The sequence below is a fragment of the Pontibacter brevis genome, assembly GCF_054779655.1.
This window is the reverse complement of record NZ_BAAGXV010000033.1, coordinates 1-25,188: the sequence shown is the minus strand read 5'-3', so window position 1 is coordinate 25,188 and position 25,188 is coordinate 1. Positions and strand designations below refer to the sequence as shown.

Here is a 25,188-nt window from a genome sequence, read left to right as displayed (position 1 = left end):
CAATGTTATACATTAGAAAACAGGATTCACAACAGTAAGTTGCAGGTTTTCTAATTTGGTGATGGGCACATACTGGTTGTCAGGATGCACTTCGTTGCGTTTATTCGGATCAGTATAACTTAAGCCAGGGTAAAATACGCCTAGGCGGGAACCGGCCTGCGCCAGCTGCTGGTTGAACTGCGGCCCGTAATTTTTAAGCATAGTACCAAAGTAGTACAGCATCTCAAAGCCTGCATAGGCATAAACAGAAGGCGGCAGGTTATATCTTCTGATATACTGCTTCCTGAACCAGCTATTAAGCGGGTTCATTTTGTTCATGTACTTCGGGCTGATGAAATATGCTTCCAGGTCATCGAGTTGGCGAAGGGTAATCTGGTTTATGTCTAGCCATTTGTCATACGTAACGAGTGGAAGCGATTTGGCCTGTCCCTGCAGCAGGCTGGTAGCGTTTACGGCTGCTGTCATTTTATCTGAGAAAACAGCCATGTGGCCTGCATCCTGCAGGTTTAATCCTCGGAACACGGCAGCAGTTGCAGTTGTCTGGCTGGAGCTGATTTTAGTAAAAGACTTTACATTGCCTCCCAGCTTCTCGAAATGCTCTCGGTAATGGTTGGCAAAGTTGGTGTCGTCTTTTGTGTTCTCATACACAATGACAGCCGTTTTAGGGGAGAAATTCAGGTAGGCATACGCGGCTGCCTGTTTAGCCTGCGTCGCTACTGATGATTCGAACAGGAAAACATTGCTGTTGCCTTGTGCCATTTCCAGGTCCTGCGACAGCGGGTTAATGACATTGATGTTATGCTGTGCTGCAAAGCGTGCCGCTACCTTGGCTGTAGATTTGTAAATAGGGCCTATCAGGAGGCTCATTTGCTTCATCTCCGGTAAGTCCAGCACCCGCTTCACGCTCATGGTGTCCGCGCTGGTGTCGTAGGTAAACAGGTTGATGTCAATGCCCTGCTTCCGCAGCGAGTCCTGTGCCAGCTTCATACCGGCGTACATATCCGTTACAAACTGGCTTTTACGGGCGGTATGCTGTGGCGCCTGGTTCAGCTGAAAGGGTAGGAGTAAGGCTACATTGTACCCCTGGCCGCGCAAAACGCTTTCACTTAAATAGCGGCTGCGGTCTAGGTTATGCTTTGCTACCAGGTTCTCCAGTTTCTGGCGATCCTGCGGACGGTACCAACCTGTAATCAACTTGTCTGCGTAAACCTGAGCTACTGTTTTGTCATTGTCATACCGCTGCAGCAGTCGCTCAAACGTAGTCTTGTCGTTTAGCTTGTTCAGGTAAAAACGTTTCAGTCCTTCTGCATCACTAGCCAGAGCAGAGCCTTTCAGTTCCTGTAGTTTACTCAGTGCCCGCTCATAATTTCCCTGCTCAAACAGTACATTGGCCAGCAGGTAATCAGCATCAGCCATCCCGGTCCAGTCAGGGTGCTGGTTCTGAAGCTGTAGCAGCATTTGGTAGGCTTCATCCGGCTGGTTGTTTTTAAGAGCCGCCAGGGCATAGAAATAGGAAGCTTCCGGTGCATAAGGGCTTTCGCTGCCAGTGAGGGGCAAGAGTTCGGGCATTGCCTGATCATACCGCTGCTGCTGCAGCAGTATTTTGCCATTGCTGTAGTTTGTGCCTGCGTCCTGTACCTGTGCCTGTGCCGGCATAGCCAGTGCTCCAAGCAGCAAAAGGCCGGCAGCTTTATTCCAAAAGCTTCTAATCATACAATTTAGATTCGATATAAAAGACATGTTGACAAAAGGTGTAAGACCTTTTTCCGTATCGGGGCCTTTGTCTTTTGCCAACATATCATTCTTTTACTTGTTATTCCCACTCAATGGTTGCAGGTGGTTTAGAGCTGATGTCGTACACCACGCGGTTAACACCTTTAACCTTATTGATGATATCGTTCGAAACATCTGCCAGAAAGTCGTACGGTAAACGGCACCAGTCGGCTGTCATTCCGTCAACACTTGTTACGGCACGAAGCGCTACCACGTGCTCATAGGTGCGCTCGTCACCCATCACACCCACCGACTGTACCGGCGTAAGGATAGCACCTGCCTGCCATACATCGTCGTACAGCCCGGCACTTTTAAGGCTGCTGATAAAGATGTGGTCTACCTGCTGCAGGATATCCACTTTCTGCGGCGTTACATCGCTCAGGATACGGATAGCCAGGCCTGGCCCCGGGAAAGGGTGGCGGCCAATGATGGTTTCGTCTATTTTCAGGGTCCTGCCTACTAAGCGCACCTCGTCTTTGAACAGCGTATTCAGTGGCTCTACCACCTGCAGCTTCATAAAGTCCGGCAGGCCGCCTACGTTGTGGTGCGATTTAATGGTGGCTGAGGGTCCCTTCACGCTAAGGGATTCAATCACGTCAGGGTAAATCGTGCCCTGTGCAAGCCACTTCACGTCCTCTATCTGGTGTGCCTCGTCATCGAACACTTCAATAAAAGTGCGGCCAATGGCTTTGCGCTTTAATTCAGGATCTCTTATACCTTCTAAAGCGGCATAAAACCTGTCTTTTGCATCAACCCCTTTTACGTTTAGGCCCATGTGCTTGTAAGAGTCGAGCACAGTTTCAAACTCGTCTTTGCGCAGCAGGCCATTATCTACAAAGATGCAGTAAAGGTTTTTGCCGATAGCCTGGTGAATGAGCATGGCTGCCACACTGGAGTCTACGCCACCTGATAAACCGAGCACCACCTTGTCGTTACCTAGTTTCTCCTGTAGCTGTGCCACAGTACCTTCTACAAACTGTTCGGCTGTCCAATCCTGCTGACAGCCGCAGATGTGCACTACGAAGTTGCGCAGCAATATCTTTCCTTCGTCGGAGTGTGTTACTTCCGGGTGGAACTGGATGCCGTACGTTTCCTGGTCACGCAGTTTGTAGGCTGCCACGCGCACACTCGGTGTGCTGGCAATTACCTCTATATTGTCCGGTACCTCCTTAATGGTGTCGCCATGTGACATCCATACCACTGAACCCATGGTAAGCTCCTTCAGCAGGCGATCGGCATGATGCAGATCACTCAGGCGGGCACGACCGTATTCGCGGATAGTAGAAGGTGTAACTTCGCCACCATACTCGTGTGCGATTAGCTGAGCGCCATAGCACACGCCTAATACCGGTTGCTTGCCAAGGTACTGGTCTAAATCTAAAGTGGGGTGCTCTTCGTCTCGTACTGAGCAGGGGCTGCCCGAGAAGATAACTCCTTTTACATCTTCCGTAAGGGGAGGCACATTGTTGTAGGGGTATATTTCGCAATATACATTTAGCTCGCGCACCCTTCTGGCGATGAGTTGGGTGTATTGGGAGCCAAAATCGAGAATGAGAATTTTTTCTGGCATGTGCAAAGGTAAGGTGCTTTTACAGTTTTTGCCAATTTTATTAGATATAAGCATCAGGCGGGAGCATTGAGCCTCAAGTTTACCTTGCTACAGCAACTGTTCTAAAGCTAACGCTGTGTGGCATCTTGCTGCTTTAGCGAATTGCATCTTTTTTTTAAGTTTAAAGTACGTTGATACTGAATATAATAGGCTTCACGGCAGAAGAAATCTGTATTTTTTTAAAGGGTAGATTTGCATTGAATAGCTTTTTATGTACCTTTGCAACGGCAAATCGGCACGGCCAGCTCCTGCTGAACTCCCCCAGGACCGGAAGGTAGCAAGGGTAGGTGGTTGAGCGGCGCGATGTCGGTTTGCCACTTTTTTTTGCCCTTTCCTCAAGCTTTTCGCTTTCTCCCAAATTTCCCTTGATTACTTTCCTGATTCTCAATTAATGCGTTAGATTTGTAGCTAAATCAACATTCCAGCATTATGAAATTTTTTATCGACACTGCTAACCTGAATGACATACAGGAAGCATACGACATGGGCGTTCTGGACGGTGTAACCACCAATCCATCCCTGATGGCAAAAGAAGGCATCTTTGGCCACGATAACGTGATGGCCCACTACAAGAAAATATGTGAGATTGTAGATGGTGACATCAGTGCTGAAGTTATCGCAACTGAATTCAATGAAATAGTGCGTGAAGGAGAGGCTTTGGCTGACCTGCACCCGAACATCGTTGTAAAAGTACCAATGATCAAGGAAGGCGTGAAGGCTATCCGTTATTTCAGTGATAAAGGCATTAAAACAAACTGTACACTGGTATTCTCTGCCGGCCAGGCTTTATTGGCTGCAAAGGCGGGAGCCACATATGTTTCTCCGTTTGTGGGTCGCCTGGATGATGTGTCTACCAATGGTTTGAATCTGATCGAGCAGATTGTGCAGATTTATGACAACTATGGCTACCAGACAGAAGTACTGGCTGCCTCTGTTCGCCACGTAATGCACCTGGTGCAGTGTGCTGAAATTGGCGCAGATGTGGTAACATGCCCATTGTCTGTTATCACCGGTTTGCTGAAGCACCCGCTTACAGATAGCGGACTGGCAACATTCCTTGCCGACCACGCCAAAGGAAACAAGTAATTTCAATTACGAATTAAGGGTTACGAATTACGATTGGCAGGCAGCGCTTTGAAGCTAAACTCCGTGCCACTTGTAATTCGTGATTCATAATTCATTTCTCCCCACGATGTACATCATCAAAGTAAAAGGCAAGGCCAAAATCCCGGACTATATCCAGCTGCGCGATAATAATTTTGTGCTTATTGCTTATTTTAGAGCTGACCGACCGCTTAAGAACCTGGACCGCTATGGACTGGAAGGGAAGGAAGATGCATTGGCAGCCGTTATTGCATCACTGGAATTTGGCAAGCTTCAGAAATTAGAAATTTAAGTTTTTATGAGTTTTTCTTCTAGCCCTGTGGTGTCGCTGCGCGATGTTGCCGTTTATCAGGATGTGAACACCATTCTCAGTAATGTCAGCTTTGATGTGGAGAAAGGGGAGTTTGTGTACCTGGTTGGCCGCACCGGAAGTGGTAAAAGCTCGCTGCTCAAAACACTTTACGCGGACCTGCCGCTCCTGACTGGCCACGGATCCGTTGCTGACTTTAAACTCACAAAGCTGCCACGCAAACAGGTGCCTTACCTGCGCCGCAAGATCGGCATTATCTTCCAAGATTTCCAGCTGTTGTTCGACCGAACTGTAGCAGAAAACCTGTCGTTTGTGCTGCGTGCTACCGGCTGGAAAGATAATTCTAGGATTAAGCAGCGTATTTCTGAAGTGCTGATGCGCGTAGGTCTCGATGCCGCGGCTACCAGAATGCCGCACCAGCTTTCGGGAGGCGAACAGCAGCGCATTGTGATAGCCCGTGCCCTGCTGAACGAACCCGTTATCCTTTTTGCTGATGAGCCTACCGGTAACCTGGATCCACTGGTGGCGGACGGCATCATGAATCTTTTCTCAGAGATAAACAACAGCGGTACGGCCGTACTCATGGCCACACACAACTACGAAATTATTAACCGTTACCCGAAGCGTGTTCTGAAGTGTGTGGAGGGTAAAGTGCTGGATTCACAGGTGCAGGAATTCAACCTTATAAACGGATTCTGATCCTTCCTTTCTGCTTATCATTATCAATAAACAGGATACAGCAGTACTTGCATCTGCCGTACCCAAATCCCTGTATTACTGGATGTTATACTGTGATCTGAGGTCGCGGTACCGTGCCTGAGCCTGCTCAATGGTTGTTCTGGCCTGCTGTGACAAAGCATCCTGCAGGTTCCTGTAGCGCGTATTAAGGGAGCTCCACCAGCCCTCTATCAGGTCCCAGTCGCGGCCTTCGTACTGCTGCCCGTTTTCTGCAATTCTGTCTACAAAGCGCTGGTAAGTATTGGCCAGGTCCTCCTGGGTGATATCACTTAAATCATCGTTTTTTATTTCCAGGCCTAAAAGATCTCTTCGAAGCCTGTACCTTCTACTGGCCTCCTCATACTGTTGCTCCCGTCTTTCGATGGCCCTGTTATACCTGTTCTCAAGGTCCTGCACCTCCCGGCGCTGCTCTTCGGTGTACTGGTCCTGGTTTTGGTTCACGGCCTGGAGCCGTTGGTTAAACTGCTGCTGCATGTTTTCTTTCATGGCAGCCCACTCCGTACTGTCATAGGTTTCAGACTCTATGGCCCTTATTTCTGTTTCAGTGAGCGAGTCCCCTTCGAAGTCTGTTACAAAGGTCCGGTAGTCTTCGTAGGCTGCATCTGTTTCTGTTTCCTGGTTATTATCGGTGTTGCAGGACACTAGCAAGGGCAGGCAAATTGCTGCCGCTATGAGTTTGAGTTTGTGAAGCATAGAATATTATTAATTGATGATGTTTAGTAACGCGTCTTCATCCGGATGGTTACGGGAGATGACCTGGCGTGGCACTATAAGTACATAAAGGGGCATTTCAGCTGATTTGTGAAGCAATGCCTATATTTGTGTTACACCGGTAAAGAACGGAAGGCATGGAAGATATAAAAATGACAAATACGAAGGCAGCTTATGCACAGCTGAAACCAGAACTGGACGCGGCTTTCAACGCTGTTATGGAAAACATGCAGTTTGTGAATGGCCCGCAGCTGGAAAGCTTTGCTAGAAAGCTGGAGGAGATGGTGCAGGTGCGTCATGCTATGCCCTGTGCCAGCGGCACAGTAGCCCTCCAGTTAGCGCTGAAGGCCTTAAACCTGCCAGCAGAATCTGAGGTCATACTGCCTGCATTCTGCGATGCTACTGGTGCTGAAGTGGTAAAGATGCTGGGGCTAAAGCCGGTTTTTGCTGATGTACTGCCAGATACTTTTAATCTTGATCCTGCAGCGGCAGAAAGAGCGGTGAGTGCTACTACTTCGGCCATTCTTCCAGTGCATCTGTTCGGACAATGCGCTCACATGAAGCCTGTCCTGGAAATGGCGCAGGCACACAAGCTGTGGGTGGTGGAGGATAGTATACAGTCTTTAGGAGCAACCTATACGGAGCCAGGTGAACGTACGCTGCCAGCCGGCGCGATAGGGGACATGGGTGTTACTTCTTTCTTCCCCACTAAAGCAGTTGGAGGAACGGGAGAAGGTGGGGCATTGCTGACAAATGAATCAAGTCTTGCCGAAAAAGTGCAGCAGCTTTTAACAGCAGGCTCGTCTGCTAGTGGCACGGCACTGGATACACTGCAGGCGGCAATGCTGGAGGTGAAAATTAAAATCGTGGATGCCCATAATAAGAAGCGGGAGGAGGTAGCCCGTTTTTATGACGATGCCTTCAGGAAAACAGAACTGGTGCTGGCACCATACCGCGCGCCATACAGTTCGCATGTGTATCAGCAGTACACCATCCGTGTGGCTCCTGAACTACGGGATGACTTGCAGGAGTATCTGCACGACAACCATATTCCAAGCGTTGTTTATTATCCAAAGCCCCTGCACCTGCAGGAACAGTTCTCTTACCTGCACTACAAGCCAGGAGATTTTCCTGTGGCAGAAAGTCTTTCGCGAAGTGTACTGTCACTGCCGATGCATTCAGAGTTAAAGCAAGACCAGCTTGAATATATCTGCCACCATGTGCTGACCTGTACCAGGCGACACGCTTAAAGCCCTTGCTCCGTAGGCATAAGAAAGCATGTCTGCCGGGCAATATGATGTATTTTTCCCCAGCGTTTCTTTCTGCCATAGTACCTGCGGAATGTAGACCTATCGCAGAGTTATGTCCTGCATCGCTTAGCTTGTTCTAAAAGAATAAAGCTGTCTGTGCTAGGTGTTTATGTGCGGGAACATTAGCTAAAGCTTCCAGCCTGTGAGGCCAAGCACTACTTTCTTCAGCCATGCGTTCATTTCCGGGTAGATGTTCAGGCCAATGCTTAGTCCGCCATAAACAGCCACAATCAGGAGTGAGCGCACCAGTATGTCCAGATACACATTCTGCAGATAAGGCACCAGATAGGAGATGCCCAGTGCAACAGCCGCTATGATAACAATCTGACCTGAAGCCCAGGAAAAGGGCTGGATTTTATAAATGAACTGCACAAACAACAACCGGCTCATGTTCATGAAGATATAGGATAACATAGAAGCCAATGCCGCACCATTGATGCCGTAGCGGGGAATAAAATACCAGTTTGTCCAGATAGTGAGTATGGCCAGTGCTATATTAAATACCAGGTCCCAGCGGTATTTTTCAGAAGTCGCTAAAATCACCCCGTTCAGGCTGGTGGCTAAATCAACAATACGGGCAAAAGAAAGAAAAAGCACCACATACTTTCCGGCACGATACGTTTCCGGCATAAAGGAGAAGAGGTTGTCAATATTCGCCCAAATGCCAATAAAGAGCAGCAGCCCTACAATAAGATTCACCATCGTGACGTGCCTGTACAGTTTTGCCATCCCGTCCAAATCCCTGTCTTTCCAGTAGTCGGCTACCTGTGGTGAGGCAATTTTAAGAATAGACCTTGCCGGCACCATGATGGCGCTCGTCATAAAAAAGGCGGTTGTATAGATGCCATTATCGCTCAGGCTGTAGGAGCTGATCATTACCTGGTCAACGGTGGTGATGATGGTGGTGGACAAGTTGCCCAGAAACGTGAAGAAGCCGTAATACAACATCTCCCGCATCGGGATAATACGCAAACCAGCCAGGGTGGGGCGCAGGTAAAGTTGCTTCAGCCAGATAGTATACAACACCAATACCAGAGCCCCTGCCGAATTGAGAATGACGTACAGCAATACAAACTGACTGAAATCCATCAGGCCCAGTGCGTACACTGTGATAAGCAATGTAGTGAGAATACGCAGCAGGAAATCCTGGACAAACGAGGAGACAATGGTTTTATACAGGGACCGCAGGTAGGCTGTAAACATGTTGTACAGCAGCGTAAACAGTGCCAGTGGTATAATATAATAATAGTAGTCCAGGATCAGCGGCGACTTAGCCTGGTAATAGTCTATTACAGCAGGCTTCAACAGTAGGTAAAGCCCTGTCGCGACAGCAAAACCAAGTAAAGGAATAGATAATAGTAAGAAGAGGAAACCATTGTGCTGCCGTGCTTTATCCCGGAAGTAAGGAAAGTAGCGGGTGCTCATGTTGACAAATCCCAGGGCCGAGAACTGCGCAAACATGACGGATATGGTCAGCAGGAGCCGTGTCAGGCCTACTTCGGCTTCATCGAGGTAATTCGGAAAAAGCAGGATAGTATTGACGTAGCCGATAAAGATGCCGGCGTACGAGATAGCGGTGTTCCAGATGCCTTCGCGCTGTAATTTCCTCATTAAGAATGCTCCAAACTATAAATGTAGCGGATTCTGACAACATAGGAGAAGGAATATAATTCTGGTCTCTGCAGAAATATAAAATACCCTACCTGTTTCTTTCAAGGTTAAACTCCTTCTGAACAAAGCCAGCAATGTGCTGCAGCGCCAGGTCACTGCTTCTGCCATCGTAGGTGGTGCCAACAGTCGCATTATAATACTTTGCTCTGCCTACTACGTTCGGCCTGGAGGTTAAGCGGTCCTGTAATAGCTGTATCAGCGCTTCAGGGCTTTCGGCAGTGTCAATCAAACCATGCTGTATATAGCCGTAGTAGTCGTGTAAATTCTGAGAGGGATTAAAGTCGTAGTAAATGGACCAAACATTGAGCAGCACCGCTTCCAGGTGTATGCCCGAAGTAGCGCTTACCTGCACATCAATTTGCTGCAGGTACGCAAACGTGGGAACAGACCGACTGTCAGAGATGCGGATGTTCGGGCTTAGAGCAGCAAGCGAAGCAAAACCGCGCTTATCGCGGGGGTGTGGCCGCAGTATAATGTGAAGGTGGGGGAGTTCGGACGTGAGTGCCTGCAACAGCTTCTCTATTTCATCTAAATTATCCATCAGATTACAGCCAATGCCAATCGTGCGGATGTTTTTGCTTGTGTTTCGATGGGGCACGTACTTATCCGCTTTGGGCATGCCAATCAGTTCCACCTGTCCCTGCACAGGACCGCATTGTTTGTATTTATCCAGCGAGTCCTGGCCCTCCAGCAGATTCAGGTCGAAGGAGAGGGGCGGGAAAATAGTGCTTACGCTGGCGTGCTGAATGTAAATGGTCTTTATGCCTATCGCTTTTGCCGCCATAAGCATGGCGCGGGCGTCGGCATTGTGGTCGTTGGCAAAAACAACGGCAGCAGGTGCATACTGCTTCAGTTTTTGGTGATACACTTCATAAAAGCCGACAGCATCGTAAAGCAGGTCATAAAAGCGGAGCGTTAGTTGCTTTTTGTTTTTCAGAAACTGCAGGAACAGGGCAGGGAATTTGTAGTAGTAGAGCAGCTTGCGGCGCAGCGAAAGCCTCTCCACATCATTCTTATATTTACCTATGTTCTTGCTTTGCCCTGCTACGAAAACAGCATCCGGCATTTGCTGCTGCACAAAATGGAGGCTGTCGTAATTGTTCTGGCTCACCACATACAACCATACTCTTCCCCGTAGTTTTTCAGGCTTCTCAACTGATTGAAACAGGTTTCCTGTGAGTCGCAGGAAAGTGTACCCCGCCACACGAACAAGGCGCTTTAGGGGGCTTTGTGGGGAAGCGGCATTTTTAGCACTCTGCGGCAGGTTGTAAAACCCTTCGGAAAAGTGCATGTACAGGATATTCTTGTAAAGGGCGTACCACTGCTCCATGTACTACACCAAATCCCAGCTTAGTGGCGTGCCTGCTTTAATGTCCTGCTTCGCCGGCTTGCCTAGCAGGCCCTCATAATATTTAGGCGCCAGCCCCAGGCCTGGCCGGATAACACGAATATTTTCCCTGGTGAAGGTGTCTCCAGCCTTTATATCCCTGGCAACATAAACAGAACGCTTAAAGAGCCGGCTCTTTTCCTCAGCCCGCTGTACGCCATACTGCACATGCCCCAGTGCCTCCCAGGCTCTCTCTGTCTCCACTACCAGCGCATGCAGCTCCACGGGTTCCAGTGAAAAAGCGGAGTCCACGCCGCCATCGAGCCTGCTGAGGGTAAAATGCTTTTCGATAACAGTTGCCCCCAGAGCCACGGCAGCCACTGGTGCGCCCACTCCCATGGTATGGTCTGACAGGCCTACCTGCACACCGAACAACTCCCGCATGTGCGGAATAGTGACCAGATTTGTATTTGCTGGCCTGGCAGGGTAGGTGCTGGTGCATTTAAGCATGATGAACTCCTCGCATCCTGCCTCCCGCAGTACCCGCACTGCCTCGTCTAATTCAGATACAGTTGCTGCCCCGGTGCTGATGATAACGGGCTTTCCGGTGGAAGCAACCTTGCGTATCAGCGGATGGTCAGTGTTTTCGAAAGAGGCAATCTTATAGGCCGGTGCGCCTAGTTCCTCTAAAAAGTCTACGGCTGTTTCGTCGAAGGGAGAGGAAAAAGCCAGAATTCCCCTTTCCCTGGCACGTTCAAAAATAGGTTTGTGCCACTCCCAGGGGGTGTAAGCCTCCTGGTATAAATCGTATAGCTCCCGGCCTTTCCAGAGTGAGTTCTCATCTTCTATGGTGAAGGCACCGGGCAGTGTCATGGTGTCGGCGGTGTAAGTTTGCAGTTTAATGGCATCAGCACCTGCGTCAGCGGCGGCATCTACTATAGCCAGGGCCCGCTCCAGCGATTGGTTATGGTTGCCAGACATCTCTGCTATAATGAAGGGCTTATGCTTCGGGCCTACTAAACGACCGCCTATATTTATTTCCTGTATCATGTTGGTGCTTAATATTATAAATGCTGCTGCTTTAACTGTAGCATGAATCGGTGCGCCTGCGGGTGCTCCATGTCTGGCTGGCCGTAGCTGAACCCTGCTTTTTCAAAAGAACGAACAGAGGCAACGTTTTCTCTTTGCACCAGCCCCTCCACCTGCTCTATATCAGAGCGCTGTGCTGCCAGTGCCTGAACTCCCTTTTGAAGCAGGTGGAGCCCAAGCCCCTGCCCTCTGAAATCAGCATCTATCAGGTAGCTGATCATGGCTCTGCCGCCACTGATGTTAAACCGGATATGTGCTACAGGCTTACCGGCTGCTTCTGCAATATAAAGAAGCGTTTGTTCATCCTCCAAAACAGCCTTCAACCAGCGGGTGTGGTTGTCAATTGTAATGGGGTTCGGGTTAAAACTATTTTTACGCACCTCCGGATCATTTGCCCAGCCAAAGAGGAGCATTGTGTCTTCTTCTGTGACCTCACGCAGCGACAGGCTGGCACTAAGGCTGAGTTTACGGAAACTTTGTTTCAGCCGTACATCACTGTGCCCGTCGAAGTGCTGCCGTTGGGTAGTAACCTGTTGTTGGAAAAGCTTGCTTAAAGAGGAACTTGTTAACAAATTATGTAAGTCATTGTATTCATGCGCATTGCCGCTGTCAATTAGGTAGTGGTACAAAGCCTCCTGATTGTCTGCAGTCTGCAGTACAAACAGGGTACCTCCTACAGCCGCATATTCATAAGCCACACCACTTGCAGCAGTTACAGCCAGAGCACATTGCTGCATCAGGTCACGCATTTGCCCGGCCGTCAGGTTGCGGTGCAGGGTAATATAATCTTTATCCTGAAGCCATGACAGTAGTTCCACTAAATGACGGTAAGCCGCACCCACAACTATCTCTATGCGCTGGATGACAATGTTCTGGGAGAGTTCCTTTGCCAGTTGTAACGTTTTGTTTCCGGGGTCAGCACCTCCCAGGTTCAGCAGAACGGCAGGCGTACCCTCTGGCAGGATTCTTTCTGCTTTGGAAGCCTCCAGAAAAGGAGGCCGAAGCAGCACATATTTTGGCCCCAGGAGTAGTTTTGTATAAGTGGTCCTGCTGTACAGGTGTGGTTTCACACCACCTGCCTGGTTGATGATAAGGTCCGCCACAAAATGAAAGGCCTGTATGTCGTCGATGCATACCAGCGGGCTTCCTTTACTTTTGATGCTTTCCTGGTAGGCTGTGTCAAAATGATAGCCGTCGAGCACTACGATTTCCTCAGCAGAGATATAAGCATCCAGCTCATGAACAAATCTTTCTTCGGATGTGGCGCAGGCAGGAAGATGAATCAGCCCATGACACACTTTCCGGATTTGTTCCTGTAGTTCAGGTCCGGGGGCCTGTATGGCAAACACACATTCAAACTCTTCGCGGAGCATGCTCACCAGTGCCAGTGAGCGTATAACATGGCCTAAGCCAATCTGGCTGTTGCCATCTGCCCTGAATATTATCCTACGCTTCTTATTCATCATTAGCCTTTCTTAGTCGCCGTAAAACCCTCAGGAAGCCGCCTTTCTGTAGCAGCTTCTCCGCCGCCTCCATTTCTTCTTTTTCGGATACGAAGCCTTTACGTTGTGTATTGTGCGCGTTTACAGCAGAAACCCACGGGTTTTCCTGTAGCAGCCGCTCTACATCAGCTAAACCAAAAAGGCTTTTAACCTCATACAGCCTCTCATACACTAAGGAGGCTAAAGCATAATCTGAGGGATAATCTACCGTAAGCCTTAAGGTACTGAGTGAGGACTCTATTCTTAAGCTCTGCCTCTTAAAGCTTTCTTCACGGCGAACGTACGGGGTGACATGTTCTTTGTCTGCAGCCTCTGTTGCTTCTTGTGCCGCACGCTCCAGTGCCCTAAGATTTACTACTTCTACATTTGTGCCCAGCGGCAGGCCCTCTGTAATGGTATAGTCGGCACTGTTCGCCATATGCTGTTGTACAGCGTAAGCAACCGTTTCCGGAAAAATAAAAGGGTTATCTCCTGTCAGACGTACAACCACATCCAGGCTATTTGCTTTCGCCGCGTTCAGGAACCGCTCTAAAACATCATCCGTAGCCCCTCTGTAACATCCGATACCATGGCTCTCGCAGAAAGCCTGTATGGCATCATCTGCAGGTTGCTCAGTAGTAGCCACAACTACTTTTGCCAAACCAGGTGTGGCGGAGGCTCTTTGCACAACATGCTCCAGTAAAGCGGGGCCACCGCCAAAGGGGAGGGGCAGAAGTGCTTTGCCTGGGAGCCGCTCGGAACCGAGCCGTACCTGTATGATTGCACCGACCGTTACCATGCCGTCCAGCCTCCGTCGATAACCATGTTCTGGCCTGTCATAAAAGCAGATGCATCGGAAGCCAGGTATACAAAAGCACCCTTCAGGTCTTCTGGCAGACCGATTCTGCCAAGTGGGTTCTTCTTCTCCAGCTTCTTGATAAACACTTCATCCTGCTGTACAGCCTGGCTTGGGAAAGGACCTGGGGTGACGGCATTTACGGTAACCTGATGCTTTCCTAAGTAACAGGCAAAATAGCGGGTCATTTGTAAAACACCTGCTTTGGCTGCACCATAATGCGGTGGATTGAGAGAGGCAGGGCTTTCGTCGTAAATACTGAAATCAGGAGATACCATGCCATACATAGAAGACACATTGATGATGCGACCTCCGTTGTCCTTCATGTACGGAATTACTTCCCGAATGCAGCGGTACACGCTGTTCAGGTTTCCGTCAATTCCGAAGGCCCACTCTTCATCACTGAGGTGTTCCGGGTGCTGCCCCCTGGAGTAAAAGGCATTGTTTACCAGGATGTCAAGTCTGCCTTGTGCTTCAGCTATTTGTGAGAAAGCAGTTGCTATACTTTTGGTTTGTGCTATATCGCAAAGCTGAAACCGGATATTCATTTTATTTATATTGGCAAAAGCCCTCTTGAACTTATCCTCATCACGGCCGAGCACATACACATCTGCGCCCGCTTCAGCTAAACCCACAGAGATGGCAGTACCCAAATGCCCATAACCACCTGTAACTAAAGCAGTCTTGCCTTCAAGCGAAAAAAGTTTGTTAAGACTGATGCTCATTATTTTGTCCAGTTATAGGGTAATAAAATATCCTCGTTATGATCCTGGTAATTCAGCAGTTCCTGTACTAGTTGCGGACTTAAGGTAACAAGGCTGTAGTCAATATTTTCCTGCAGTGTCGCCAGGCTTTCAACGCCAATCACCACATTCGTAATGTGCTGATTGGCAAGAGCAAAGCCTAGCAGCATTGCTCCGAGGGGCAACTGATGGTCCAATGCCAGCTGTTGCAGCCGCTGTAGTTTGGGTGCGACAGAAGACAAGTGTGCAGGAAGCGCTTCTGGGGCTACAAAGTAAAGCCCCTGCAGGTAGATAGAACGCACGTGTGTCTCAATGCCATGTTTTCTCAGCAGGGGCAATACCTCCTCAAAGCGCCGGTCGAACACACTGTAAGGAAACTGTACGACATCAATCTGCACATCCCTTTCAAGAAGCTCAATGGCCTCCTGTGGATGGTAAAGTGAAATTCCGATTTTATCTACTTGTCCGCTATTCTTTAGCTGCTGCAGTTCATTCATAATGCCTGGGTTGCTGCTGTAGGAAGCATAACTATGCAGGAGGTACCCGTGCAGATGATCAACCCCCAGTTTACTGAGTGAATCGTGAAAAGCTTCGCTTACGGACAGGCCCGGCCTGTTTGGCGGGTATTTGGTAATCAACTGAAAGTTCAGGTTATTTGCCCGGCAGGAGGTGCCTATACTTGCCTCACTCTCACCATATGCGGCAGCGGTATCTAAAGTATTGATGCCAGCTTCATGGGCGCTTGCAAGTATCTTGTTTACTTCCTGCTGGCTTATCTGCCCCCGTTTGTTGCTGATGCCATAGGCTAAGCCAAACTGGACTGTGCCTAGTATCAGCCGGTTCCTATTTACTTTTCCTGCCAAGGCCACTACGCTACAAATTCCTTCACCTTTTGAATGACAAAAGCCTGTTCTTCCTGGGTCAGCGAAGGGTACATGGGCAGGCTGAGGCATTCGGCATAATAATGCTCTGCCTTCGGGTGATCCCCTTTGCTGTGGCCTAGGCTGCGGTAATAGGGCATGGTGTGCACAGGGATATAGTGCACCTGTGCATATACCTGGTGCTGGCGCAGGTATTCGTATAGCCCTTCGCGATCCTGCACCCGTATCACGTACAGGTGGTAAGCATGCCCGGTGTCGCCTTCTGGTCCCAACGCTGCAGCACTGGGACCAAGCACCTTTATACCCTCCATTTCCCTGAACGCATCATCATATATTCTGGCAATGCCTTTTCTTCTGGCCAGGCCAGTGTCTGCCCGCTGCAACTGCGAGATGCCCAGCGCGCACAGCATATCCGGAATGCGGTAGTTGTAGCCCAGTTCCTGCATCTCCATGTACCAGCCACCATGATTTTCTTCCATCAGGTCTGGATCGCGGGTGATCCCGTGGGTGCGCAGCTGCACCAATTTTTTGTAGAGTTGGGCATCATTGGTGGTAATCATACCGCCCTCGCCGGTGGCAATGTGTTTAACCGGGTGGAAAGAGAAAATGGCTAAATCAGCATACCGGCCGTTTCCACACATCTGCTTTTTTCCATTGCTGTCGTAGAAAAACCCGCCCGGTGCATGGCAGGCATCCTCTATTATCCAGAGGCCATGCGCATCTGCAAGCGCCTTCAGTTCCTCCATGTTTACCGGGTTGCCCGCAAAATCTACTGGAATGATACCGCTGTAGTAGCCTTTCGGCTTACTTTCCAGCAGCTGCCGTACCTTGTCTGTATCCAGCAAGGCGGTGGCAGGGACAATGTCTGCAAATTCTACTGTGCCTCCGCAGTAACGCACACAGTTGGCAGAAGCCACAAAGGTAATTGGTGTGGTGATGACCCGTGACTCCTCGTTCACGCCCAACGCCATTGTGCACAGGTGCAGGGCAGCCGTACCGTTCGAAACTGCTACAGCGTAAGCAGCTCCCACATAATTCGCAAAGGCCTGCTCGAAGGCAGCTACCTTCGGTCCCTGTGTCAGGAAGTCGGACTGCAGAGTTTCTACTACAGCTTCGATGTCAGCTTCAGTGATGTGCTGCCTGCCGTATGGTATTAGCTTATGCGTATTTTTTTCTGTTTGCTGCGTCACGGGTGAATGTTTGGGTGCTGGAATATTATCTTATACCGGGAGTTACGTCGAAATGAGGGTCAACATGCTGTCGAATTTCCTCACGCAGCTGCTCTACGCTCAGCCACTCCGCATTTGTGCCTGAGTTATACTTAAAGCCCATTTCCACCATCTTCCCATTGTGCGCCTTCAGGAAATCTGCGGGAGCCCATGTGGGAGTGGAGGGGAGGATAACGTAGTACTTCTCCAGTTCCACAGTGCTGAGGGAGTCGGTCTCAGTTATCATCTCCTCATGCAGTTTCTCGCCAGGCCGGATTCCGATAATTTCCTGCTTACAATCCGGGCCAATAGCTTCTGCCATGTCTGTAATAACATAGGAAGGAATCTTAGGAACATAGATTTCTCCACCCCAATGGTGCTCCAGTGCATGGAAAACCAGCTCCACGCCTTCTTCGAGTGAAATGTTGAAACGTGTCATTTCGGGGTGCGTGATGGGCAGCACGCCCTCACTTCGTTTTTTCAGGAAGAAAGGTACAACTGAACCCCGCGAACCGATCACGTTTCCGTAGCGAACAACCGAAAAACGAATATCGCGCTTGCCTTTCATGTTGTTGGCAGCCACAAACAGCTTGTCAGAACAAAGTTTGGTAGCGCCATAGAGGTTGATAGGAGCGGCTGCTTTATCTGTAGAAAGCGCTACCACATCTTTCACACCAGCGTCCAGGGCGGCATTGATGATGTTTTCGGCACCAAGAATATTTGTTTTGATGCACTCCATGGGGTTATATTCTGCAGCAGGCACCTGTTTCATGGCGGCGGCATGCACAATAATGTCAATGCCTTCGCAGGCCCGCTTAAAGCGCTGGCCGTCGCGCACATCACCGATAAAATAGCGGATGGAGTTGTACTTGCTATGCGGAAAAACCTGCGACATCTCGAACTGCTTTAGTTCATCGCGGGAGTAAATTACAAGGCGCTTGATATTCGGGAAACGCGCATACACCATTTCCACAAACTTTTTCCCGAAGGAGCCTGTGCCCCCTGTAATCAATATAGATTTATTGTTGAGGTCTAATGCCATCTCTAAGATTTATGCTTTATACGACAGGTGGCGTATGGTCACCTATCAGGATGCAAGATACTCGTTTTTCAGTATATCTATTAAAACCCTACCGCAGCTGCAATCCTGTTATTTTTCCTCTACCAACCTCTTCACCACTTCAGCCAGTTCCTCTGTCAAAGCCCTTCTCGAGTAGCGGGCGTGGTTAATGGAAGGCAGGTCCTGGTTTGGGTTGATCTTCCAGGCCTTGCTCACCTGTGTCATGTGGTCCACCATCAGGTCGTAGGCAGTGTAGTGGAAGAGGCGGCCAGCACCGCATTCGTCTATGATGCGGTCAGTGTCGGAGTGAACAGGCCCGAGACAAACAATAGGTTTATTGGCGGCCAGGTACTCGAACAGCTTACCAGGAACATTTGAATAAACAGTGTCTACGTCAGCAATAGCCAGTAGGAGCATCGTGCTTTCCATCAGATACTTAATTGCCTGCTCATGCGGCACATAAGAGATGAACTCCGTAATACCCAATATCCCCGCCTTCTCGATTCGCTTCTTTACCCCGTCTGATACCTGCCCTACAAAACGTAGCTTGTAGTTTATTTCGCTGTGCACCGACATCATGTGGGCCAGCACCTTCAGAAAAACATCTATGTTATAGCTTTCCGTAATAGTGCCGGTGTAGGTGATAAGTAACTCATCTTTTGGTGGCTTGGACGGTAATTTGAAGTCATCCTCGTCATATCCATTTGGAATCACGTGAATTTTATCTGCATCTATGCTGACCGGCTTGTTCAGGAAAAGACGTTTGGTATCTTCGCTGGTTACAATGATGGCATCCGCTTCCTCCAGGACCTGCTGTTCATACTTTTCGTCCAGGCGTTTGGCTAGCGCGGTATGGTGCAACTGGTCGTAATAGTGGATGTTCGTCCAGGGGTCGCGCAGGTCTGCTATCCAGGGCAGGTTGTGCGTTTTTTTTAATTTAGAACCAATAAGCTGCGTAGAGTGGGGCGGGCTGGTGGACAGAATAGCTTTATAATCTCCTGACTGTAGCAGTTCGTCTGCTTTTTTTATGGCATGTTTGTTCCAGCCTACACGGGCATCCGGTATAAATAAATTACCACGTACAAACTTAAACACCTTGTCGACAAAAGTGTCTTTGCCTTTTTGGTTGGCAAAACCACTGAACGGTATTTCTTTCTTGCCGGATATCTTTTTATAGTATTCGAAAGGTTCTGTGGTGGAGGTACGATGCACCTGCAACCCCTGTGGCACCTCTTTCTCAAACGTCGGGTCAAGCAGGGGGTAAGAAGCCTGCTTCTCGTCCACTGTCAGCACGGTTGGCTGCACATTAAACTGCGGAAAGTATTTGCAGAATTTCAAGCCCCGTTGTACGCCAGGTCCACCAGATGGGGGCCAGTAATATGATATGTATAAAAGATTCGTTGTATCGTCGTTTTTCAATTGCTTTCCTCTGCTTTGCTTTCGTTTCAAATATAAAAATAATATTACGCACCTGCGCTGTTGCTGTTTCTATAAGTATGCTGTCATTACAACAGTTTCATAGAATTCAGAAACAACGCATAGTTAAATCGTAGTTATACTATACAGTTTCATTTGTAAAACTTCTTACAGGGCAAGATGAATAATGCCGGAAGGCATACAATGTGCATAGATTTCTTGCTGCAGCCTTGTTATTCATAAGCTGTTATTCGTAAATAAAAGAGATATTGCTTATTTTTGTAAGTAAACCCAGAAAAAGAGATGTTTGATAATTTAAGTAACAAATTAGACCAGGCTTTTAAAACACTTAAAGGCCAGGGAAGCATTACAGAAATCAACGTGGCGCAAACCATCAAAGAGGTGCGCCGTGCCCTCGTGGATGCTGACGTTAACTATAAAGTAGCCAAAACTGTAACCGACAAGATCAAGGATGAGGCGATGGGCCGCGATGTTCTGATCGCTGTGTCGCCTGGGCAGCTGATGGTGAAGATTGTGCACGAAGAGCTGACAGCCCTGATGGGCGGGGAGAAAAAAGATATTAACCTGAAGGGCGACCCGGCTATTATCCTGATTGCCGGTTTGCAGGGTTCAGGTAAAACAACTTTTACCGGTAAGCTGGCCAGTTACATCAAAAAGCAGGGCCGCAATGTGCTGGTGGCTGCCTGCGACGTGTACCGTCCGGCTGCAATCAACCAGCTGCAGGTGCTGGCAGGGCAGGTAGGCGTAGAGGCGTACACGGAGATGGATAACAAGAATCCCGTACAGATTGCCCTTAATGCCATTGAGCATGCTAAAAAGACAAATAAAAAAGTAGTCATCATCGATACCGCCGGTCGTTTGGCCGTGGACGAGGCGATGATGAAAGAGATAGCCGAGATCAAGAATGCTGTAAAGCCAACGGAGACCTTGTTTGTTGTAGACTCCATGACAGGCCAGGATGCGGTGAATACAGCTAAAACCTTCAACGAGCGCATCAACTTTGACGGCGTGGTGCTGACCAAGCTGGACGGTGACTCCCGTGGTGGTGCAGCCCTTTCTATCCGTGCGGTAGTAGAAAAGCCAATCAAGTTTATCTCTACCGGTGAGAAAATGGAGGCACTGGATCTGTTCTACCCGGATCGTATGGCTCAGCGTATTTTGGGTATGGGTGACGTTATTTCCCTTGTAGAGCGTGCGCAGCAGGCTTTTGATGAGGAAGAGGCGAAGCGCATCAACAAGAAGATCCGCAAGAACCAGTTCAACTTCGACGACTTCCTGACGCAGCTGGAGCAGATCAAGAAGATGGGTGACATCAAGGACTTGGTAGGCATGATACCGGGAGTGGGCAAAGCATTGAAGGATGTTGAAATTGATGAAGGTGCTTTCAAACCTATTGAGGCTATCATCAAGTCCATGACGCCTGCAGAGCGTGAAAACCCGGATATGATCAGTGGTAGCCGCCGTCAGCGTATTGCCAAAGGTAGTGGTACCGACGTGCAGCAGGTAAACAACCTGATGAAGCAGTTCAACGATATGCGCAAGATGATGCGCTCTATGAACAAAATGGCTGGTAAGCGCGGTGGTTTAGGCAACCTGGCTAACCTGATGAAGAAGTAAATCTTTTTTGTAAGACGTACAGTCTGAATACTACAGCAGGGGCTGCACCAGATAAGTGCAGCCCCTTTTGCTTTACATCAATAAGCTTTCTTGTTCTCTTTTTGCTCCCACACCTGGAATCCTTTCCTTGCTTCCTCTGGCAGTAACTGCTGCATGGGAATTCTCCGCTTTTCAACAGGCTTTTCTATTTCTTTATAAATAAGGGCATCGTCAAAACCGATGCTGGCAGCATCCTCCCGGGTGTTACCATAATAGACGTTCCGGAACCTGGCCCAATAGATAGCACCGAGGCACATCGGGCAGGGCTCGCAACTAGTGTAGAGGTCGCAGTCGGAGAGGTCGAAGGTGCTCAGCACCTGGGATGCCTTGCGGATAGCGTCTACTTCCGCATGTGCGGTGGGGTCATTGGAAGAAAGTACGTTGTTGAAGCCACGGGAAATAATCTCGCCGTTGCGTACCACCACGGCTCCAAATGGTCCGCCGTAGCCCTGTTCCATTTTCTCTACAGAAAGGCGGATGGCCTCTCTCATAAACTCTTCCTTTTCATTCATGCGCTTTCAGGTACTCTGTAAGGGTTTGCAGGCTTTAGTGATAATTAAATATAAGTGATAAAGCTGATAAATGCATAGGGCTCAAACAAATCAACTTCTGTCGTTCTGATTCCAGTTCAGGAACTGTTACCCCATTTTAACACCTGTACACCCTGTACAGGTAACCACTAGTACGGGCTATGCTTTGTTTCGCAGTTGTACTTAGCTTTCTAGGCCTCTTATGCGCAGCACCTGCACAAAATGCCTCTGGTGCAGTGGCTAGTGCTGAGATTATGCCGCAAGACTCTTTGGCGTTGCTGGCAAACGAGTGGGTGTTGCGTGAGCGCCTGCATGAAAAGGATGGAAAGCTGCAACCTGTAATTCCACTTGAGGCGCTGAGGCTGGAACTGTACCCGGATCAGACTTATAAACTCATCCGGCAGCATAAAACGGAAAGCCACCTGAACAGTATGGAGACAGTAGAATGGGGAAACTGGGAGGTAAACGAAGACAGGGGCCTGATTAGCGTGCAGGTCATGAACGTGGATGGGCGTTCCATTCTCAGCGCCATGCTGAACCGCTGGCAAATAGCGCAGCTGACACCTCAGCTGCTGGTTCTGAACGAGTTTGGTTTTGGAGATGAAATTCTGGTGTTCGAACGGGCAAAATAGGTTATTCCACGCAAAAATAGCTTACACGACACTTGTGCTTTTTATCGCATACTCGTCGTGTAAGCTATTACGCCCTTGCCCTCTTGTATCAGAGGCGGGTGATTCTTCGTGCAAGCTATAGTATTTTTACGTGTCTTATTTTCAATGGTTCATGAAGGTACTTAAAGTCTTTGTTATAATTTGCTGTTAGGTAGGGTTTTACTAACATGAAGCGCCCTCAAATATCTTATCAGGCAGTGCCTGCGTATTTAAGGCAGTGTTCATATGTAAATCAACCATAAGAAGATGATAAGAAGAAATTATTTGTATGCTTTTCTGATGCTGTTCATTAGTATCATAGCGTTGGGTAGTTGTACAACTGCGAGAGAGCGGGAAATGGAGGATGCCTTGGGCGACTTCAGGACATGGGTCAACCAACAAACCTCACAAATTGCCAGTCTAACGGAAGAGGACTGGGAACGGACAAAGCAGGACTTCCGGATGCGCACACAGGAACTTGACGAGCAACAGGATGAATTTACTGATGAATTGAAGGCAGAGTATCAGCAGCTGAAGGAGGAGTTTAACCAGGCGGATGAGTCTTATGCGGATGTTAGGTACCAGGCGCGTAAATCAGAGTGGGAGCGAAACCTGCTCGGGCGTTGGGCTGACATGGCGACTATAAATGCAGCCAACGTGCGTGAGGCCTATACTACGTTCATAGAGAATGTGCGGGCGAAGCATGAGAACTGGACAGATGTGGACTGGGATATGGCCAAATTAGTATTGGAGGAACTGAATGACCGAAAAAGCGAAATAGAAGGAAATATAGATACTGAAACAGAAGTAAAGATAAAAGCGCTGCAGATGGAGTTCCGTGCCCTTGAAACAGCCGATGACATAACCGGAGATTAGATGATAACCCGTCCTTCACGGGCATCACCATACAGCACCGATTGCCCTTTCTGGTGGCGGTAACCACTGTACCAGGCCAGCAAGGCATCAAACTGGTGCCAGTTCTGCGGGCTTTCACTTAATTCAAAAGGTATCTGACCTTGCAGCGCTCCTTCAGAATCAGGGAGTGCTGCAAGGTCTTTTTTATAACCGGGCAGTTGTGGCAGTACCTGTTGCACGAGTGCAGCGGGATAAGTCTCTAAAACGGCCACGCCTTTTTCTGCCAGTTGGGCCCTTAACCGGATGGCCCGAGCCGTGAGGCCACCAATGAACATAGGCGACATGGCCTGCAGTTCTCTGTCTGCCTGCCTGTAGAAGTAGTCGGCGGTGGGAGTGTGGGTGCCTTGAACATATACTTTGGGGAGCGTGAGTGGGGCGTCCAGGTACAGAATTTTGGGCTGAAGTTCCTGAACCAGTTGGAGTAACCACTTGTCCGCATCCTGCCCACTGTTACTTTGCCACACATTTACCTGCCCTTGTACCAGCATTGCTGCGGCCGTGGTGCCTGCCAGCTTAGAGCCATAATCCACACCCATGTGCTGGGGCATTTCATCTGTTTTCATGAGTAGCTATTTTGTGTCTGTAAAAGAACCAGGAGGTAGCATCTGCACCAGGCCAGGAGCGCATTCCGGGTTTACCATACTTCAGCCATCCCCACCAAGCCAGGTGGAGGTTTAGTTAAGTTCAGGACTTCAGGCAGAATTACTCTTCTGAAGGCAGGTGTGCCAACCGGGGTGATGTAGCAGCTGGGATCTCCTTAAGCTGATAGCTTTCGACCATTCTCTTGTGCAGCGTCTCTGCCCCCCAATAGCCGCTGGCAATACTACGGCGAATGGTGTAAAGCGGCATCTCATCGTCGCGGCTGTTGGCCAGCTGAAAAGCCGCCATAATGCCCCTGTTTTTCAGTTCGGCGATAGCTTCTTTGTTCCATAAGCCAAATGGATAGGCAAAGTAGGTCACTGGCTTGCCGGTAATCTCCTCCAGCACTTTAGATGGCTTCTCTACCTGCGTTACCCAGTCCTCACCTTTCAGCTTTTTCACGTTCTGGTGATCCCAGGTGTGGCTGCCAATGCCGTGCCCTCTGTCAGCAAGTTCCTTTACCTGTTCTCTGCTCATATAGCGGGGGCGGCCTAAAGACACCGTCATCACAAAGAACATGCCCCTGAAACCGTATTTCTCCAGCACTGGTGCGGCCTCCGTATATTGGTCGAGATTAGTGTCATCAAAAGTAAGCATGATAGGCTTCTCCGGTAAAGGGGCGCCCGTGGTAAGGTAGGCCGTCAACTGATCAGGCAGAATGGTGTGGTACCCGCTGTCGGCCAGCATTTTTATATGCTCTTCGAAACGTGCGACGGGTACTATATAATCTTTCGCCTGCCTCGAATCTGAGGAGCGCCAGTCACGAATCTGGTGGTAACACAGAATAGGGACCTGCGGGCGGGCCAGCACCGTCATGGCATCAGCTTTCAAATCAATAACGGTGGAGACAGGCGCTTCTTCTGGTGCAACTGGTATTTCAGAAGGGGGTAAGTCAGTTCTTTCAGTGGCGGGTGCTGTAGTGGCTGCTGTTTTCTGGTTTTTTGCCTCATCACAGGAGGAAAAAAAGAAAACTGCGGCAGCAGAGAAGGCACAGAAACTGCGGGTAAAAAGCGTATTCATATAGTAGTCGGAATATGATGTAAAATACGCAATACCAGCCTTCTGCAGGGGAAAAGGAGCTTCATTTTTTTTGCCTCCAACGTACCTGTAGTATCTTTTCCGGCTAATCAGTTTAATTACAAGCACATAGCCTGCTGATCATAAATAAATAACGCCCTGCTTTTCAATTGGTAGGTTTGTGAGACTAACAGCCTGCGCTTTTTATAGTTGCACAGACTTCCTGATGACAGGAATCTTTTTTATGATGAGTGTGTTAAAAAATGAAGACAACATCAGAAACAAGGTGTATAGTAAATCAGTGATCAGGAAATCACTCATGTAAGTACCCCTAAAATCGAGACAGTTTAAAATTAGACAAAAATCTTTAATGAGCTCCTCCCATTTTTAGGGCCGGTCAAAAGTAGAGAATTCGGGTTTCACTATATTCTTTTTTACCCACTCTTCCGGCGTTATGTCACCTAATGAACTGT

General features: G+C 48.9%; 23 protein-coding genes and 1 other RNA gene. 8 read left to right on the top strand and 16 right to left on the bottom strand.

What is annotated here, in order from left to right:
• Window positions 1-12: 12 nt before the first annotated feature.
• On the bottom strand, window positions 13-1,713 hold the full coding sequence (locus ACYVB1_RS11415) for an ABC transporter substrate-binding protein (RefSeq protein WP_460923708.1): 1,701 nt from the start codon (window positions 1,711-1,713) through the stop codon (window positions 13-15).
• 100 nt (window positions 1,714-1,813) lie between these two features.
• Window positions 1,814-3,343 carry a glutamine-hydrolyzing GMP synthase gene (gene guaA / locus ACYVB1_RS11410; protein WP_460923707.1) on the bottom strand — a complete coding sequence of 510 codons (1,530 nt, stop codon included), beginning with the start codon at window positions 3,341-3,343 and terminating at the stop codon, window positions 1,814-1,816.
• Window positions 3,344-3,606: 263 nt separating this feature from the next.
• On the opposite strand from guaA, the gene ffs reads away from it, so the two are divergent.
• From ffs to ACYVB1_RS11390, 4 genes are all read left to right on the top strand, one after another.
• An RNA gene (gene ffs / locus ACYVB1_RS11405) (signal recognition particle sRNA small type) lies at window positions 3,607-3,703 on the top strand.
• Window positions 3,704-3,811: 108 nt separating this feature from the next.
• On the top strand, window positions 3,812-4,468 hold the full coding sequence (gene fsa, locus ACYVB1_RS11400) for a fructose-6-phosphate aldolase (RefSeq protein WP_460923706.1): 657 nt from the start codon (window positions 3,812-3,814) through the stop codon (window positions 4,466-4,468).
• Window positions 4,469-4,574: 106 nt separating this feature from the next.
• Window positions 4,575-4,778: a fructose-6-phosphate aldolase gene (locus ACYVB1_RS11395; protein ID WP_460923790.1), complete on the top strand. Its 204-nt coding sequence runs from the start codon at window positions 4,575-4,577 to the stop codon at window positions 4,776-4,778.
• 6 nt (window positions 4,779-4,784) lie between these two features.
• Window positions 4,785-5,495, top strand: a complete 711-nt coding sequence (locus ACYVB1_RS11390; protein ID WP_460923705.1) for a cell division ATP-binding protein FtsE — start codon at window positions 4,785-4,787, stop codon at window positions 5,493-5,495.
• A 75-nt stretch (window positions 5,496-5,570) separates the two neighbouring features.
• On the opposite strand, the gene ACYVB1_RS11385 is transcribed toward ACYVB1_RS11390, so the two are convergent.
• Window positions 5,571-6,227, bottom strand: a complete 657-nt coding sequence (locus tag ACYVB1_RS11385) for a hypothetical protein (RefSeq protein ID WP_460923704.1) — start codon at window positions 6,225-6,227, stop codon at window positions 5,571-5,573.
• Window positions 6,228-6,382: 155 nt separating this feature from the next.
• On the opposite strand from ACYVB1_RS11385, the gene ACYVB1_RS11380 reads away from it, so the two are divergent.
• Entirely contained in the window at window positions 6,383-7,495 is a 1,113-nt protein-coding gene (locus ACYVB1_RS11380; RefSeq protein WP_460923703.1) for a DegT/DnrJ/EryC1/StrS family aminotransferase, read from the top strand.
• 186 nt (window positions 7,496-7,681) lie between these two features.
• On the opposite strand, the gene ACYVB1_RS11375 is transcribed toward ACYVB1_RS11380, so the two are convergent.
• The 10 genes from ACYVB1_RS11375 to ACYVB1_RS11330 all read right to left on the bottom strand — a co-directional run bounded on the left by ACYVB1_RS11375 (window position 7,682) and on the right by ACYVB1_RS11330 (window position 19,209).
• The gene (locus ACYVB1_RS11375; protein WP_460923702.1) at window positions 7,682-9,166 is read right to left on the bottom strand and encodes a lipopolysaccharide biosynthesis protein; all 1,485 of its coding nucleotides are present in this window, start codon (window positions 9,164-9,166) and stop codon (window positions 7,682-7,684) included.
• A gap of 88 nt (window positions 9,167-9,254) precedes the next feature.
• Complete coding sequence (locus ACYVB1_RS11370) at window positions 9,255-10,556, bottom strand: hypothetical protein (protein WP_460923701.1); 1,302 nt, start codon at window positions 10,554-10,556, stop codon at window positions 9,255-9,257.
• Window positions 10,557-10,559: 3 nt separating this feature from the next.
• Window positions 10,560-11,603 carry a pseudaminic acid synthase gene (pseI, locus tag ACYVB1_RS11365; protein WP_460923700.1) on the bottom strand — a complete coding sequence of 348 codons (1,044 nt, stop codon included), beginning with the start codon at window positions 11,601-11,603 and terminating at the stop codon, window positions 10,560-10,562.
• 14 nt (window positions 11,604-11,617) lie between these two features.
• Complete coding sequence (gene pseG / locus ACYVB1_RS11360) at window positions 11,618-13,108, bottom strand: UDP-2,4-diacetamido-2,4,6-trideoxy-beta-L-altropyranose hydrolase (RefSeq protein WP_460923699.1); 1,491 nt, start codon at window positions 13,106-13,108, stop codon at window positions 11,618-11,620.
• Window positions 13,098-13,922 carry a cytidylyltransferase domain-containing protein gene (locus ACYVB1_RS11355; protein WP_460923698.1) on the bottom strand — a complete coding sequence of 275 codons (825 nt, stop codon included), beginning with the start codon at window positions 13,920-13,922 and terminating at the stop codon, window positions 13,098-13,100. Before ACYVB1_RS11355 ends, pseG begins: the two co-directional genes overlap by 11 nt.
• A complete protein-coding gene (locus ACYVB1_RS11350; RefSeq protein ID WP_460923697.1) occupies window positions 13,916-14,704 on the bottom strand; it encodes an SDR family NAD(P)-dependent oxidoreductase in 789 nt (262 codons plus the stop codon). The genes ACYVB1_RS11355 and ACYVB1_RS11350 overlap by 7 nt, the downstream gene beginning before the upstream one ends.
• Window positions 14,704-15,585, bottom strand: coding sequence for an aldo/keto reductase (locus ACYVB1_RS11345; protein WP_460923696.1), 882 nt, complete (start codon window positions 15,583-15,585; stop codon window positions 14,704-14,706). Before ACYVB1_RS11345 ends, ACYVB1_RS11350 begins: the two co-directional genes overlap by 1 nt.
• A gap of 5 nt (window positions 15,586-15,590) precedes the next feature.
• Window positions 15,591-16,793: a UDP-4-amino-4,6-dideoxy-N-acetyl-beta-L-altrosamine transaminase gene (pseC, locus tag ACYVB1_RS11340; RefSeq protein ID WP_460923695.1), complete on the bottom strand. Its 1,203-nt coding sequence runs from the start codon at window positions 16,791-16,793 to the stop codon at window positions 15,591-15,593.
• 25 nt (window positions 16,794-16,818) lie between these two features.
• Window positions 16,819-17,853: a UDP-N-acetylglucosamine 4,6-dehydratase (inverting) gene (gene pseB, locus ACYVB1_RS11335; protein ID WP_460923694.1), complete on the bottom strand. Its 1,035-nt coding sequence runs from the start codon at window positions 17,851-17,853 to the stop codon at window positions 16,819-16,821.
• Window positions 17,854-17,961: 108 nt separating this feature from the next.
• The gene (locus ACYVB1_RS11330; protein ID WP_460923693.1) at window positions 17,962-19,209 is read right to left on the bottom strand and encodes a glycosyltransferase family 4 protein; all 1,248 of its coding nucleotides are present in this window, start codon (window positions 19,207-19,209) and stop codon (window positions 17,962-17,964) included.
• Window positions 19,210-19,590: 381 nt separating this feature from the next.
• Here ACYVB1_RS11330 and ffh point away from each other — a divergent pair, with 381 nt between their 5' ends.
• A complete protein-coding gene (gene ffh / locus ACYVB1_RS11325; protein WP_460923692.1) occupies window positions 19,591-20,925 on the top strand; it encodes a signal recognition particle protein in 1,335 nt (444 codons plus the stop codon).
• Window positions 20,926-21,002: 77 nt separating this feature from the next.
• Here the strand turns inward: ffh and ACYVB1_RS11320 are convergent, their stop codons facing one another.
• A complete protein-coding gene (locus ACYVB1_RS11320) occupies window positions 21,003-21,476 on the bottom strand; it encodes a nucleoside deaminase (RefSeq protein WP_460923691.1) in 474 nt (157 codons plus the stop codon).
• A 272-nt stretch (window positions 21,477-21,748) separates the two neighbouring features.
• Here ACYVB1_RS11320 and ACYVB1_RS11315 point away from each other — a divergent pair, with 272 nt between their 5' ends.
• On the top strand, window positions 21,749-22,126 hold the full coding sequence (locus ACYVB1_RS11315; RefSeq protein WP_460923690.1) for a hypothetical protein: 378 nt from the start codon (window positions 21,749-21,751) through the stop codon (window positions 22,124-22,126).
• A gap of 285 nt (window positions 22,127-22,411) precedes the next feature.
• A complete protein-coding gene (locus ACYVB1_RS11310) occupies window positions 22,412-23,020 on the top strand; it encodes a hypothetical protein (RefSeq protein ID WP_460923689.1) in 609 nt (202 codons plus the stop codon).
• On the opposite strand, the gene ACYVB1_RS11305 is transcribed toward ACYVB1_RS11310, so the two are convergent.
• A complete protein-coding gene (locus ACYVB1_RS11305) occupies window positions 23,017-23,622 on the bottom strand; it encodes a hypothetical protein (RefSeq protein WP_460923688.1) in 606 nt (201 codons plus the stop codon). The genes ACYVB1_RS11310 and ACYVB1_RS11305 overlap by 4 nt on opposite strands.
• A gap of 139 nt (window positions 23,623-23,761) precedes the next feature.
• Window positions 23,762-24,844, bottom strand: coding sequence for a polysaccharide deacetylase family protein (locus ACYVB1_RS11300; RefSeq protein WP_460923687.1), 1,083 nt, complete (start codon window positions 24,842-24,844; stop codon window positions 23,762-23,764).
• Window positions 24,845-25,188 lie beyond the last annotated feature (344 nt).

Coding starts and splice junctions, on each gene's coding strand:
- ACYVB1_RS11415 (WP_460923708.1), bottom strand. CDS start 1,713: ATGATTAGAAGCTTTTGGAATAAAGCTGCCGGCCTTTTGCTGCTTGGA.
- guaA (WP_460923707.1), bottom strand. CDS start 3,343: ATGCCAGAAAAAATTCTCATTCTCGATTTTGGCTCCCAATACACCCAA.
- fsa (WP_460923706.1), top strand. CDS start 3,812: ATGAAATTTTTTATCGACACTGCTAACCTGAATGACATACAGGAAGCA.
- ACYVB1_RS11395 (WP_460923790.1), top strand. CDS start 4,575: ATGTACATCATCAAAGTAAAAGGCAAGGCCAAAATCCCGGACTATATC.
- ACYVB1_RS11390 (WP_460923705.1), top strand. CDS start 4,785: ATGAGTTTTTCTTCTAGCCCTGTGGTGTCGCTGCGCGATGTTGCCGTT.
- ACYVB1_RS11385 (WP_460923704.1), bottom strand. CDS start 6,227: ATGCTTCACAAACTCAAACTCATAGCGGCAGCAATTTGCCTGCCCTTG.
- ACYVB1_RS11380 (WP_460923703.1), top strand. CDS start 6,383: ATGGAAGATATAAAAATGACAAATACGAAGGCAGCTTATGCACAGCTG.
- ACYVB1_RS11375 (WP_460923702.1), bottom strand. CDS start 9,166: ATGAGGAAATTACAGCGCGAAGGCATCTGGAACACCGCTATCTCGTAC.
- ACYVB1_RS11370 (WP_460923701.1), bottom strand. CDS start 10,556: ATGGAGCAGTGGTACGCCCTTTACAAGAATATCCTGTACATGCACTTT.
- pseI (WP_460923700.1), bottom strand. CDS start 11,603: ATGATACAGGAAATAAATATAGGCGGTCGTTTAGTAGGCCCGAAGCAT.
- pseG (WP_460923699.1), bottom strand. CDS start 13,108: ATGATGAATAAGAAGCGTAGGATAATATTCAGGGCAGATGGCAACAGC.
- ACYVB1_RS11355 (WP_460923698.1), bottom strand. CDS start 13,922: ATGGTAACGGTCGGTGCAATCATACAGGTACGGCTCGGTTCCGAGCGG.
- ACYVB1_RS11350 (WP_460923697.1), bottom strand. CDS start 14,704: ATGAGCATCAGTCTTAACAAACTTTTTTCGCTTGAAGGCAAGACTGCT.
- pseB (WP_460923694.1), bottom strand. CDS start 17,853: ATGGCATTAGACCTCAACAATAAATCTATATTGATTACAGGGGGCACA.
- ffh (WP_460923692.1), top strand. CDS start 19,591: ATGTTTGATAATTTAAGTAACAAATTAGACCAGGCTTTTAAAACACTT.
- ACYVB1_RS11320 (WP_460923691.1), bottom strand. CDS start 21,476: ATGAATGAAAAGGAAGAGTTTATGAGAGAGGCCATCCGCCTTTCTGTA.
- ACYVB1_RS11315 (WP_460923690.1), top strand. CDS start 21,749: ATGCCGCAAGACTCTTTGGCGTTGCTGGCAAACGAGTGGGTGTTGCGT.
- ACYVB1_RS11310 (WP_460923689.1), top strand. CDS start 22,412: ATGATAAGAAGAAATTATTTGTATGCTTTTCTGATGCTGTTCATTAGT.
- ACYVB1_RS11305 (WP_460923688.1), bottom strand. CDS start 23,622: ATGAAAACAGATGAAATGCCCCAGCACATGGGTGTGGATTATGGCTCT.